13 protein-coding genes are annotated in these 13584 nt (G+C 36.4%); 10 read left to right on the top strand and 3 right to left on the bottom strand.

Features of this window, described 5'->3' with window-relative positions; translation table 11 throughout:
* Positions 1 to 546: 546 nt before the first annotated feature.
* The 10 genes from DBT50_RS05835 to DBT50_RS05790 all read left to right on the top strand — a co-directional run bounded on the left by DBT50_RS05835 (position 547) and on the right by DBT50_RS05790 (position 10222).
* Positions 547 to 903: a hypothetical protein gene (locus DBT50_RS05835; RefSeq protein ID WP_146742898.1), complete on the top strand. Its 357-nt coding sequence runs from the start codon at positions 547 to 549 to the stop codon at positions 901 to 903.
* A gap of 657 nt (positions 904 to 1560) precedes the next feature.
* Entirely contained in the window at positions 1561 to 1695 is a 135-nt protein-coding gene (locus tag DBT50_RS05830) for a hypothetical protein (protein WP_258455373.1), read from the top strand.
* Positions 1696 to 1848: 153 nt separating this feature from the next.
* Positions 1849 to 3384, top strand: a complete 1536-nt coding sequence (locus tag DBT50_RS05825; protein WP_111853121.1) for an RNA-directed DNA polymerase — start codon at positions 1849 to 1851, stop codon at positions 3382 to 3384.
* 51 nt (positions 3385 to 3435) lie between these two features.
* Positions 3436 to 5964, top strand: a complete 2529-nt coding sequence (locus DBT50_RS05820; RefSeq protein WP_181566066.1) for an AAA family ATPase — start codon at positions 3436 to 3438, stop codon at positions 5962 to 5964.
* A gap of 592 nt (positions 5965 to 6556) precedes the next feature.
* A complete protein-coding gene (locus DBT50_RS05815) occupies positions 6557 to 7012 on the top strand; it encodes a PTS sugar transporter subunit IIA (protein WP_111853123.1) in 456 nt (151 codons plus the stop codon).
* Complete coding sequence (locus tag DBT50_RS05810; protein ID WP_111853124.1) at positions 7009 to 7293, top strand: PTS sugar transporter subunit IIB; 285 nt, start codon at positions 7009 to 7011, stop codon at positions 7291 to 7293. Before DBT50_RS05815 ends, DBT50_RS05810 begins: the two co-directional genes overlap by 4 nt.
* The gene (locus tag DBT50_RS05805) at positions 7290 to 8564 is read left to right on the top strand and encodes a PTS ascorbate transporter subunit IIC (RefSeq protein WP_111853125.1); all 1275 of its coding nucleotides are present in this window, start codon (positions 7290 to 7292) and stop codon (positions 8562 to 8564) included. The genes DBT50_RS05810 and DBT50_RS05805 overlap by 4 nt, the downstream gene beginning before the upstream one ends.
* A 152-nt stretch (positions 8565 to 8716) precedes the next feature.
* Positions 8717 to 8845 carry a hypothetical protein gene (locus DBT50_RS05800; RefSeq protein ID WP_258455375.1) on the top strand — a complete coding sequence of 43 codons (129 nt, stop codon included), beginning with the start codon at positions 8717 to 8719 and terminating at the stop codon, positions 8843 to 8845.
* 32 nt (positions 8846 to 8877) lie between these two features.
* Complete coding sequence (locus DBT50_RS05795; protein WP_253286062.1) at positions 8878 to 9237, top strand: 3'-5' exonuclease; 360 nt, start codon at positions 8878 to 8880, stop codon at positions 9235 to 9237.
* Positions 9238 to 9355: 118 nt separating this feature from the next.
* The gene (locus tag DBT50_RS05790) at positions 9356 to 10222 is read left to right on the top strand and encodes a PPK2 family polyphosphate kinase (RefSeq protein WP_111853127.1); all 867 of its coding nucleotides are present in this window, start codon (positions 9356 to 9358) and stop codon (positions 10220 to 10222) included.
* A gap of 44 nt (positions 10223 to 10266) precedes the next feature.
* Here DBT50_RS05790 and DBT50_RS05785 read toward each other — a convergent pair whose 3' ends face one another.
* From DBT50_RS05785 to DBT50_RS05775, 3 genes are all read right to left on the bottom strand, one after another.
* Positions 10267 to 10488, bottom strand: coding sequence for a helix-turn-helix transcriptional regulator (locus tag DBT50_RS05785; protein WP_111853128.1), 222 nt, complete (start codon positions 10486 to 10488; stop codon positions 10267 to 10269).
* The gene (locus DBT50_RS05780) at positions 10488 to 10814 is read right to left on the bottom strand and encodes a DUF6442 family protein (RefSeq protein ID WP_111853129.1); all 327 of its coding nucleotides are present in this window, start codon (positions 10812 to 10814) and stop codon (positions 10488 to 10490) included. The genes DBT50_RS05785 and DBT50_RS05780 overlap by 1 nt, the downstream gene beginning before the upstream one ends.
* A gap of 197 nt (positions 10815 to 11011) precedes the next feature.
* Positions 11012 to 13543: a M1 family metallopeptidase gene (locus DBT50_RS05775; RefSeq protein WP_111853130.1), complete on the bottom strand. Its 2532-nt coding sequence runs from the start codon at positions 13541 to 13543 to the stop codon at positions 11012 to 11014.
* Between the last annotated feature and the right edge of the window lie 41 nt (positions 13544 to 13584).

Raw genomic sequence — 13584 nt, 5'->3', positions numbered from 1 at the left:
GCGATAAAGAATAAAGACTGGGGAACTAGAACATTAACAATTAAATAAAAGAAGTAGTTATAGTTGATATTTATTAAATAAATATTTATTTTTATGGTGCTATAATATTATTGTATTCGAGATAAATAAACTAGGTGAAACAATACTATTCTTAAATTTTTATTTAACAAAACTAGAAAAGCAACGTTAAAAATAGAAAGGAATGATCCTATGAAAGGTAAAATAAGTCTCCTTTTAATAGCTAGTCTGGTCCTGTCCGCTTGTGCTGAATCTAACACTAATCAAGAACAGGCATCGTCTGCTTCTGAGTCTGATCAGAGTCAAGAAGCTTTATCAGTATCTACAGAGTAAAATTCCACATCTTCAACAAGTGAGAGTTCACACCAAGATACTTCCGCTGAGACCAAGGAACAAGAGGCTCCTAAGCAATCTCAGCCTTCAACAGATTCCAAGGCTCGGTACCAAGCAGAAGAGTATCAAGAATCTAAAGAGTATCCGGGTTATACCAACAAAGAAGTTGAAATGGTCCGTGTTTGGTTGAGCGTAATGGAGAATACAGATCTCTTTCCGAACGGGAATGATGGTGATCATATTGCAGCTGTCTTCTTACCAGCAGGAAGTTCTGTGAATCTTGATCCTCCTTCAGTTTCTCCCGTCTGGCCTCATGATACTTGGCACTTATCAATGGGGAAGACTATGGCTGGATCTGCAATCTTTCAGTATAGTAGTAATTACGATGGGACTGTCACGATTTATCGATCTCCTTACCACTGGCAAGGTAGCCAAGAAGAAAATGCTGCTATGGCTAAAGAAGTTTTAAATCACGCCTTTGTTTTGCCAGTTAAACCATTTAGTCCAAGCCAAGTTAAACCGCTCTTAGATACATTGGAAGTAAGAAACTAGTGAGAATTAATCAAAGTTTAAGTTAGAGTTGTGCATAATCTTATGATATTAAACTTGAATGCAAATTAACACAAAATGAGGTTTGTCCAACTTGTTTACAAGTAAGCTAAGAAATTACTTTTGGCTTAAAATAAAAAATTATAATTTTATGTATTTAATATAGAGGTACCACGCCTTATATATTCAAGCTGAAAATTAAAAATTGCGTCTAGAAAGCAAAGACGTGTAATTGTATAGTAGAAAAATTATCGATGGATTGACTCCAAAAACTAGAGTAAAAAATCTCAATTTCGGTGGGGATCACTATGTTTAGTGTTATGCTATTCGATATAAAGTGGGAGTTCTAAAAGATAAACTTCCTGTGCCCATTAGGACTAATTTGGTTATTATTTTGAGTCTACTTAAACTATTGATTAATAAGTAAATCGTTTAATAATTTGAATGATTGACTGAAATAAGAATTTTTAAAATTATTTATAAATGCAATATTGTGTTGCTTTCTATTACATGATAAGATTTACAATAGTTAAATATTTCACTTTTTATTTCAGTTAAGAAATAATATAGTTTCTTGTCATATGTTAATCCTTTAATAATACCATCATGACTGAGATCATTCTTTGATCATCTATAAACCCGTGGCAAATGAGGAAGCCTTTGCAACATGAAATCTACCGTGATCTCAATCAATTTAAAGCTGACGCAGACATTATTATTGCTAACCACTGGGATAAGGACTTAGAAGATGTGAATGATAAGGTCTACACCCGGGATATTTATCATGAGAATTAGGTGGAGTGTTTGGAGAATTTGAAGCGTTAGTGATATTGAAGAAGAACTCTTGCTGTGAAAGTGGGAGTTTTTTTGTAAATGAGAGAGAACGTTTGTTCACAATAGAGAGGGTTTTTGTACGTATATTTATAAGCTAAATGAGGTGGAAAATTTATGGAACAATATGTAAGTATTTTAGAAATGGATTCAGGGCAAGCTAGAGAATTTTTCTTGGATAGCACGAGCTATAGTACGATTCACTTACCACCATACTTTACTTTTGAAGAAGTTATTTCAAAGGCAAATAACAAATTAAGAAAGAGTAAATTAAAAGAATTTGAAGATAGCAAAATAAAAATAGATGATCTGCCTGATGTCAATTATACTTTATTTGCTAATAAAAATGGTAAATATAGCTGGAGACCTTTAACACTTATACATCCATTAGCATATGTAGATTTGATTAATCTAATATGTAAAAAAGATAACTGGAATTCAATTGTTAAAATTTTAAGAAATTCTAAGTTAGAAAATATAAAATGTATGTCAATTCCTTTAAAAGCTTTAAAAAGTCAGCAACAATCAAAAGAGACAATTTTAAACTGGTGGCGAAATATGGAACAGACTCAAATTGCGCTATCATTAAAATATGAGTCAATGCTTTATACAGATATAACTGATTGCTATTCCTCAATATATACTCACTCAATTGAATGGGCTATTGATGGTAAGGATAGCGCTAAGGAGAATAGGAAAATAAAGGGTAAAAATAAAGGCTTGGGACGAAAAATTGATATAAAGTTAAGCAAAATGCAGTTTGGTCAAACAAATGGTATACCCCAGGGTAGTGTATTGATGGATGTTATAGCTGAAATTGTTTTAGCAGCAATCGATGTAGAATTAGAAAGTGAAATCAATAAGTATTTTAGAGATACAAAGTCAGTAAATAGCTATCGTATTTTAAGGTATCGAGATGACTATAAAGTATTTGTTAATAACAGACAGGATGCAGAACAGATTCTAAAGATTTTAACTCAAGTTTTAATGCCATGGAATTTTAAATTATCTGAAAGAAAAACTTCTTTTTCTGATAATTTGATACTTGATTCAATAAAATCAGATAAATTACATTGGAATAAAACTGCTGCATTATTTACAAATAAAGCCACGAAAATCAGTATACAAAAAGAACTTATAGAAATTCTTAATTTATCAAAAATATATCCAAATTCTGGAAGTTTGTCAAAAGCTATGACTAGTCTTTATAAAAATAAAATTAATTCTCTTGAAAAACTTCCAGTTGACTTTGAACAAATTATTGCAATTACGGTAGACCTATTTATAAACAATCCTAGAGTTATTGAAATCGGTATTACAATTTTAAGTAAAATCTTATCATTAATTAAAAATGATAATGAAAAAATAGAAGAAATTATCAGGGCAATAGATCGTAAAATAAAAAAATCCTCTAACTCTGAGTATGCAGAAATATGGCTTCAAAGGTTAGCGATTCCTTATGGAATTCCACTTAAATATGAATCTATTTTGTGCCAAAAAGTAAATGGCCATGAAATAACTATATGGAATTCAGATTGGGTAAAAGGAAAAGAGGATTCAAAAAAATATTTAAATAAAATTATTGATAAAAAAGTAATTGATAAATTAGAACTAATTATTCCTTTATCGGATGTAGATCCTTTTTATGATTAAATATTATTTAATATTTTAGAGTAAATTCATATGATATATGGAGGTAAAGTCATGACGTTTAATTCCATTAAAATACATAATAACTTACCGTTAAAATATGATGAATTAAGAATAGATTTTTTTACAAATAATAAAGGTAAGTATAAAGAAAAAAGAGTCAATTTAATTTATGGAAGAAATGGCGTTGGTAAAACAACATTATCTAGATCTTTAAAGAATTATACTGATGATGACACTGAAATTGTTGTCTTTTTAGATAAAAACAATAATATTTTAGATCCTAATGATGTCTGTCCAATTCATGTGTATAATGAAGATTTTATAAAGGAAAATTTTATTTTTACTAAAGATAGTAACCTTAATGCCATTGTTATGACTGGCGAATCTGAAGAAATTGAAAAAGAAATTGAAGGCCATAAAGAAAATTGTTCAAAACTAGAAGATGAATTTTCAAAATTAACTGAGGAAAATAAAGCAATTAGAGAAAATTACAAAAGTGCATTAAAAAAGTTAAAAAATGAGCTTAGAGGTAGCAATAGTTGGGCTGAACGAGATAGTAGTATTAGAAACAAAAACTCTAAAAAGAATTCTACAGTTAATGAAGATACTATTTTAAAATTTAAAAATCTTTTTGATGAAATTAAAGATGAATTATATGAAAAAGGAAATTTAAAAAATAATTATGGAGAAATAGTTTCTCGAAAAATAACAAGTATAGATACTAATTTATCTGAAACAATAAATGCTTTAAATAAAGCAAGAAATGAGCAAAGTCTCATTAAATTAAATTTGGTGTACCAAATTGATAATAATATTGAAGAAAATATTGATTATATATTGAATAAAACGTTGGATAGAGATAGTGATACAGATATTGCAGATGACTTATCTAAAAATATTATGAAAACCTATGAAACTGAAGGACTGAAACACATAGGCTCAGGTTTTGATAAATTAAAGAAGCAATTAGAAACGGAACAAAACTATTGTCCGATGTGTTTTCAACAAATTAATGACGAGTATATCAAAATGCTGCAAAATAAATTAAATGAAATTAGAGAAAAAGAATTGAAAAATAATGTAGTAGAAAAATTTAAAAAGGAAATTGAGGAATATAAGATAGCTAAAATATCTTTTGATAACGATTTAAAGTTAGATGATGAGTTTTCCTCTTATTTTCTTCAAGAGCAGCAAAAACTGAAAGAATTGATAGATGAATATAATGGAATTGTAAATTCAATAAATAATATATTAGAGGATAAAAAAGATAAACTATATACATCAGTAAATAATGAGTTAAGTGGACAAATAAGCAATAAGTATCGATTTTTACTAGAATATATTAAAGAAATTAACCAGAAAATTTATGCTCATAATAAAAGTTTAGCTGATCAGGATAAACTTATATGTAAAGCAACTATGGAAAATAATAAATATACTTTATATACATATTTAAAAGAGTTTTCAACTATTTATTCATTATATAAAGAAATAAAGACTATAGATAATGGAGAGAAGGATGAAAAAAGCGAGTATAATTCTTTAAAAAAACAAATAGAAATTGAGAATGTAAAAATACAGGACTTAAAATCCCAAATGGAACAAATTAGTATAGCAGTAGATGAAATTAATAAGAGAATTAATTATATTACTTACAATGAAGGTCAGATAAAAATTCAAGCTGAAGACCATAAATACTATGTTTTAGTAAATAATGAAAAAATCGCTCTAGATAAGTTGTCTACCGGTCAAAGAAATTTAATTAGTTTAAGTTACTTTTTTACAAAAATTAACGAAAATTATAGCGAAAAAGAATTTTACTCAAATGAAATATTATTGGTCTTGGATGATCCTATTTCTAGTTTTGATCATTCCAATAGGCTTGGTATTATGTCTTTACTAAGGTATGAAATAGGATCTATTTTATTATCGAATGAAAAATCAAAGATTTTGATTCAAAGCCATGATACAGGTGTCATATTTGATTTGAAAAATATTTTGAAGAATATAGAAGAAGAACGCAAAGTTAATCCTTCTAATTCTTCAAATAAAATCCACTGTGAAGTAAAAGAAATAAGAAATCATAAAGAAAATCCTCTAATAAATTATGAACCTGAGAAAACGTATGGAAAATTGATGACAAATATTTATATGTTTGGAAATGGCGAATTTGATAATAATGAAATTCAGGCTGAACTTTCAATTGGAAATAATATAAGAAGAGTGTTAGAAGCCTTTAGCACTTTCAATTACAACAACGGAATTACCTATCTTACTAATAATGACGAAGTCTTGAATTTACTAGGAAGTAAGGATATTCAAAACTACTATAAAAATCTGATGAATCATTTAGTATTAAATAGTGAAAGCCACTTAAAAGAAAAGGCTGAAGCTATTACAGATTATAATTTTATGCCTCTATATCCATACAATGAAAAGCAAAAGCTTGCTCGAGATACCATTTCATTTTTATATTTACTTGATAGTTTACATGTAAAAAATAATATTATATCAGATTTATCTAAAGATAATATAAAAGAGATGGAAGAGAAGATAAAAAGTTGGATTCCAAACTTTTAACTTCAATGCTATTTAGTAGCGAAGGTATGGACATTTTTGAAAAGATATAGAGAATCATGAGTTGTTATAAATCTTTGTAATATAGATAAAATCAATACCATATTGTTCAAACTAGTTCTCAATACTTAGCCCTTGGCAGCTCCTCCATCAGCGAGCTCAACAAGGGCTTTTTCTATTACAGCGACTCACAAAGAAACTAAAATTATTTAAGGATTCATAAAAATAAATCACACTAATACTAAAATCGATCACTATTGATCTTTTTTACTAAGTTGACAGTAGCCCTTAGACAGGCTAAACTATCAGTAAATCAAAACATTATTAAGGAGATTACATCATGACTTTAGTATTCATTTCTTGGCAAGGCTGGCGTAGAGTAAAGTGAGATAACTAAGAACGGTTAGACTCGCTTTATTTTGGTTACCCCAATTGAAGAGGAGTCTATGCCGGATGTAATCGAAGAGAATGAAGCCGCATAGATGGCGGTTATGTTGAACTGTGATTTTTTACGCAAGTTCGCATAACCTTTCTATGCGGCTTTTTTCTGTTCTCATCCGGAAGTTTTCAGATCATTAGTAGAGGAGATTAGCACATGACAGACTTTATTCATCCCAATCGCATCGCCTTGCAAGTCGAAGTCAATAGTCCAGAGGCAGCGATTCAGTTTGGCGGTAATTTGTTGGAGACAGATGGCTTAATTAATCACTCTTATATCCAAGCTATGCTTGAGCGTTTCCGCGAACAGGGGCCTTACTTTGTGATTGCCCCGGGAATTGCCTTCCCCCACGCGCGACCGGAAGAGGGCGCTTTGAAAACGGGATTTAGTCTGGTGACTTTCAAGACACCGATTGTCTTTTCTCATCCAAGTAATGATCCCGTTCAGTTAATGTTGTGCTTGAGTGCCACGGATAGTCAAAAACATTTGACCGCTTTGATGCAACTGGCTCAGCTTTTACAGTCAGAAGCGACTAAAGAGAAGTGGCTTCAAGCCAGCGATAAAGAAGACATTTTAGCAGATTTAAGACATTTAGGAGGAACTGACTTATGAAATTTGTAACAGTATGTGGCGCTGGCGTAGGTTCCAGCGTGATGTTAAAAGTGTTTGCACAAAATATTTTATCCGATGAAGGCATTGAAGGTAGTGTGGAAGCTGCTGACATTTCTTCACTCAATCCCTATGACTATGACGTGATTATCACTTCCTCAGCCTTTGCTGAACGTTTAGAGGGAGAAGTAAAACACTTAATTATCATGGATAACATGTTAGACCAAGAGTATTTAAGAAGCCAAATTCTTAACTTAGTTAGTGAAGAGGAGGCTGTTCGATGAACCTTTTACTTTATTTTATTCAAACCATTTTTTCCCAGGCGGTCTTTATTATCGGATTGGTCTGCTTAATTGGTCTACTAATTCAAAAGAAGTCCTTCGATAAGGTGATTTCTTCTGTGATTAAGGCGATGATCGGTTTCTTACTCATCAATGAGGGTGGGAAATTTCTAGGGATGGCCTTGTTGCCACTCCAACCCATGTTTATTAAGATTTTTAACTTGAATGTCAATGTGCCGAGCATTGACCAAGCCATGGGTGGTCTCGAGGGGGTCGGCTTTGAAATGGCCTTGATCTTTGCTTTAGGTTTTGTGCTTAATATTTTAATTGCTCGTTTTACGCCTTTAAAGTTCGTCCACCTCAGTGCCCATGTGTCCTTCTTCTATGCAGGTTTAATTGCAGCGCTGTTAAAATTTAATACCAGTTTATCTACCGCAGCCATTGTTATTATTGGTGCTATTATTCTTGGCGTTTACTTGACCGTAACCTGTGCCTATGTCTATCCCTTTATGAAGAATATTAAAGGCGGTCAAGGCTTTACCCTAGCGCACTCTTCTTCAGTCGGTCTATTGATTGGCGCTTTGTTAGGTAAAGTAGTGGGTAAGGGCAGTCGCGACATTGAAGAGATCCAATTTCCTAAAGCCCTCGGTTTCTTACGGGAGATGACTATTGCCTTATCCTTAGTGATGATGGCCTTATTCTTAGGGCTTTCTCTCTTAGCTGGGCCCAGCTTTGTGGTTGACCAAGTCTCTAAGGGACAAGATATTTTCTCCTTTAGCTTAATTAATGGGCTTACCTTTGGGATGTGGATTACGGTGATTATTACTGGGGTCCGGATGCTTTTAGCGGAAATTGTACCGGCCTTCCACGGCATTTCAGCGAAGTTGATTCCGAATGCGATTCCTGGACTGGACGTACCTCTCCTATTTCCTAACCATCCGACAAGCGTTATTGTTGGTTTCTTAATGAGCTTATTGGCAGGGTTCTTAGGCGTCTTTGTTTTAGGACTAATTGGCTACCCCATTCCCGTCTTTCCAGCCTTAATTCCGACCTTCTTTACCGGTGCCATCACGGCCATCTTCGGTAATAGTACTGGTGGGCGACGCGGCGCGATTGCGGCCTCTTTCACCAATGGCTTGATTCTGATTTTCGGCCAAGCCCTCCTCTTACCTATGGTAGGGGACTATGCGCAAATCATGCGTGTTCTAGCCGAAACCGACTATGCCTTCTACGGTCCCTTGTTTGGTTACCTCCTCAGACTGATCGGCATTTAATATGGACCGCCTTTCTCTTGTTAAGGAGGAGGGTGGTTTTTTCTTTTCAAGGAGGAGAAATTTTCATATGATAGACTTGCGATAAATGGAGGCTAAGTTTTAATTGATTGGTGGAGATTGATTTAGCCAAGAGAAAAGGAGACCTTAAATACATGACTTATAATATTTTTAGCCAAGTTCCCAGTGAATATGTTGTCTTTGATCTAGAGACTACCGGACTGGGCTTTTCCAGTAAAATAATCCAGCTTGGAGCGTTCATTTTAAGGAAGGTAGGGAAGTAGGTACTTTTGACCAACTCGTTAACCCCGAGCAGCTGATTCCTTATAAAATTACTCAGATAACTGGGATTAGTGATGCCGATGTTATAGGGGCGCCTACGATCGACCAGGTGGCCAAGGACTTTATGGCCTTTATTGCTGATCTTCCTCTGGCCGGCTACAACAGTAAGAAATTCGATATTCCCATGCTTCGTGCCAATACAGGTATAGATTTAAGTCTTAGACCACATATGGATGTCTTAGAGATGGCGCGTTTGAGTCCCCTCCGCACGCCTAACTATAAGTTAACCACAGTAAAAGCCTATTACGGGATTCAAAACCGCGCCCACGATGGTCTCAATGACTCAAGAGCGACGGCCTTAATCCTAGAAGAGTTTCGTAAGGGAAATTTTTAAAGGATTAGTTGCTATTTCAAGCCTGGGGGCAAGTCTTTTCTATTTCTATAAAAGCGTTTTCATGTTAAATTAAAAGTAATTAAATTTAACGTTTCTAAAAGAAAGGAAAAGATTTGCCATGGAATTTAAAGATTTTAAAGTCACCGACGGCAATTTCAGCCTGGCTGACTTCCAGACGGCTTACCTGAGTGATGCTGAAGACGAAAAATTAAAAGAGGAGATCTATGAAAGTCTGGTCCCTCAATTAGTAGATTGGCATGACCGCTTGACTGCGGAGGGGACCCATGGGCTCTTAGTTGCCTTGCAAGCTTTGGACGCGGCGGGGAAGGACGAGTTGATCCGTTATATTTTCTCCACCTTACAACCCCAGGCCCTCAAGGTCACTTCTTACCAGCAGCCGTCAGACAATGAAATTGCCCATGATTATCTCTGGCGCATGCATGAGGGAATGCCGGAAAGAGGGACAATTGCGATCTTAAACCGGTCTTACTATGAAGATATCATCGCGCCTCAAGTTCACAATTCCTTGGATTCCGATGACCAACCTAGTGAAATTCGTGACGATCCCCAAGTGGTCAAAAAACGTTACCAGCAGATCTTGCAATTTGAAAAGTATCTCTGTGAAAATGGCTTTCCTGTGGTCAAATTTTTCTTCCATATGTCTAAAGATAAGCAGCGGGAACGCCTTCTAGAGCGAATTGAGGAGCGGGAAAAGAACCATGAATTCTCTTTCTCAGATATTGAGGACCGCAAGAAATGGGACCTTTACCAAGAAGTCTTTGAGAAGATGTTGCAAAACACCGCTTGCGACTATGCGCCATGGTATATCTTGCCCGCTGACAACCCTTGGTTAGCTCGAAAGATTGCTACTCAAGCCTTGATTGAAGTCATTGAAAAAATCGATCCTCATTATCCAACTTTTTCTGACGAAGAACAAGAAAAGGCCAATCAAATTGTTGAGCAACTACGAAATAATGAAATTTAAGTTAAAGTCGAAAAACGTCTAGCTCTAAAACTAGACGTTTATCTTTAAGAAAGATCATCTCCAAAATAAAACATGTCCTCAAATTGACAATCTAAAGCGATACAAAGAATGAGGGCTAGTTTAGCGGTGGGGTTGAATTGCCCAGTTTCAATTGACGAAATCGAGTTCCGTGAGACGCCGATCATGTCGGCTAAGGCCTGCTGACTCAAACCTTTTTCTTTGCGGATTGCCTTGAGACGGTTGTGCAAGATTAATTCTTTATCCATTAGGCTGCCCCAAAACTACTATTTATAAATCGAATGAAAAAGGCAATATTCAATACCGAAGTAAAGATAAAAAGGATTAAGGCAGATTTTTCTTGACTGATCTTATAGCGTTTATAGAAATTCACGGATATAAAGGTAAATAACAGGACTTCAATATCAGCAATACTTTGCCCATTAATGGCTTTTATCGCCATCAAAATAATTGCCACCACGCACATGGCCGCAAAGCCATAGTCATCAGCTTTCTTAATCAGGTGTTGCTGATATTCATCCTGATTGTTTGAGCGATATTTAGCTAAAATCCGTTCTTTTTCTTCTTTCTTCATATTATTCCACCTTTCTTGACAAGTACACTTGGCATACCTTTATGATAACATGCCAAGTATACTTGTCAAATTGTTAGCTTAATATGGACATTACTTTAATTCCTTGAATGTTTTAGCCAAGAAAAAAGCAGAAGCACCTTCAATGCTTCTGCTTTTTTTCCCTAATTCATGCTGGCTGGCATATTTAATTTTCTTTGTTATTTATTATTTGCTGCTTTGATAGAGCTTAAGACAGCATCCTTTTCTTTTTCAATAAAAGTTACCCGGCCTTCGATGACCTTGATGTCCATGCGGATTTCCCGGCCTAGTCCAGGCACATCGACTTTTTCTTCGAAGAAGTCTTTGAATTCTGCTAGACGTTCTTGGGTATTAAAGATAGCTGCGGTGACCGTGATATAGGTCGCAAATTCCATATCGCCGCCGACTTTGGCTTCTAGCCAGTCCCAATTATTACGTAGCCAGTTCCAAGCTTTTTCTTCCCCAACTGGGTTAGCGAGAACTCCACGGTACCAAGCTCGTAAGTCTTGTGGCTTAATCACATTAGCTTCTTGGAAGTGCCCCACAATTTGATCTAAGAAGGCTTCATCCTTAGAAGCAGTCAGGGCTTGACGGAGGTCAGCTTTTAGACTTGGGTTGGCTGATTTTTGGTAGGCAGTGAGGTAGTTTTGGTAAAGTTCATCACTACCATAGTTAACCACTTCATTCTTCAAGAGCAGGGCGCGGCGGTCAGCAGGGAGATTTTCCTTGTTTTCTCCACCACCAGAGTTTAAGTAAAGTTCGTGGAGGCCCTCAATGACCATCTTGTCTTCAGCATAGAGAGAGGCAGCCAAAATCGTTGGCCGACTGAGTTCGGCTTCCAGACTTTCACCTGCCCAAGCTTCTACGCCTAGCTTTTCGACTTGGCCATGGTAGAGTGAGCGGATATATTGCTTAATAGTTGCTTCTTCGTCACTATTTGGACGGGCAAAGTTTTTCAATACCGATAAGATTGCAGCAATCTTTTCATGAACGATGGCAGATTCAGCATTCGCTAATTTTTCCAGTAAAGGAATCAGCTTAGCGTAGGATAAGCGACCACCCTTGGCTAAGAGGTTCAAGTCTTGTAAGACTTGGAGTTGGTCGATGGCGGTTAATTGGTCCAATTCATCAATAATGTCGTTTAAGAGTTCTTCATCATAGTTAACGATGAAGTGAGAGTTATTCCCGACATTGAGTCTTAAGGCTTGGTCGCCTTTTTGGAAGTTTGAAATCGTGACTTCAGACTCAGTCATGATTTCTGGCACTTGGTCATTGTTGGCTTGGAGTGGAATTTGCCAGAGGCGTCCTTGGTCTTCGCCTTGGCCAATAAAGAATTGTTCTTGGCTTAAGACTAGGTCACCATCCACTAACTTAGCCGATACCACTGGATAGCCAGGTTGTTCTAACCAAGAATCCATGATGGCCCCAATATCTAAGCCGGAAGCTTGAGATAGGGCGTCCCAGAGGTCTTGACCTTTGGCGTTGCCGTATTGGTGTTTTTCAAAGTAAGCTTTTAGCCCTTTACGGAGGTCGTCGTCACCTAATAAGGAACGCACCATCACTAAAAGACGTGCGCCTTTAGCATAGACAATGGCGGAGTCGAAGATGGAGTCGATTTCGGCGGGGTCGTTCACCATGACATGGACTGATTGGACGCCATCCGTTGCATCACGTTCCAAAGCGGCAGGTACATCGGAGGTTTGGAAGAGTTCCCAGACCTTCCACTCTGGTTCAAGGGCATCGATAGCCACATATTCCATCATATTGGCAAAGGATTCATTCAACCATAAGTCGTCCCACCAGTTCATGGTGACTAAGTTACCGAACCATTGGTGGGCGAGTTCGTGGGCGATCACGGTAGCTACTAATTGTTTGGTTGGTAGGGAGGCGTTATCTGGATCGATTAAAAGATAAGCTTCCCGGTAAGTCACTAGCCCCCAGTTTTCCATGGCTCCAGCGGAAAAGTCAGGAAGACCCACTTGGTAGGAATGTTCCAGCGGGTAGGGAGTGTCGTAGAATTCTTCGAAGAATTCGATCGAGCGTTTACTGATATCTAAGGCAAAGTCAAGTTCCTTAGCCGCGTGAGCCTTGGTCGCAAAGACGCCGATTTCAACCCCAGACTTGGTACGGGTGATCTTCTTTTGTAAGTCGCCAAAGACAAAGGCGATTAGGTAGCTAGACATACGCACGGTTTCTTCGAAGTAGTGAACGCCGTCTTCGCATTTGACCTCAGGTTGGTTGGCGACAATGCTTTCGCCTTCTTGTTCATCAAATTTAATGGCTAAGGAGAAAGTGGCCTTAGCAGCAGGTTCATCCACACAAGGAAAGGCTTGGCGAGCAAACGTAGTCTCAAACTGCGTGCCGACCAACTGCTTTTCTTCGCCGTCCACTTCATAATAAGAAGGGTAAATCCCCATCATGGAGTCGGTCAGGTTAGCGTGGTAAGTGACTTCTACTGCCATTTGACCTTTCTTATCGTTAGCAATGGTTAAGGTTTCCGCTTGGTCATCTTGTGAGAAAGAAGCTAATTCGCCATCCACAGTGACTTTTTCCGTGGTTAAATATTTTTGGTTTAAAACAATGTCTTGACCCAGTGCTTGGCCCTTGACGGTGGTAGTCCCACTAAAACGCTTATCTTGGCGGCTAATGTCCAAGAAGATATCATAGTGGTCAGGCACAAACTGGTCGAGTAGACGTTGATTTTCTGTCATAGAAAAACCTCCCCTAAATTGGTTTCGTTAATTATACGGAT

It is taken from the genome of Aerococcus tenax (genome assembly GCF_003286645.3).
Classification (GTDB): Bacteria; Bacillota; Bacilli; order Lactobacillales; family Aerococcaceae; genus Aerococcus; species Aerococcus tenax.
This window is presented reverse-complemented; position numbering and strand designations above follow the sequence as displayed.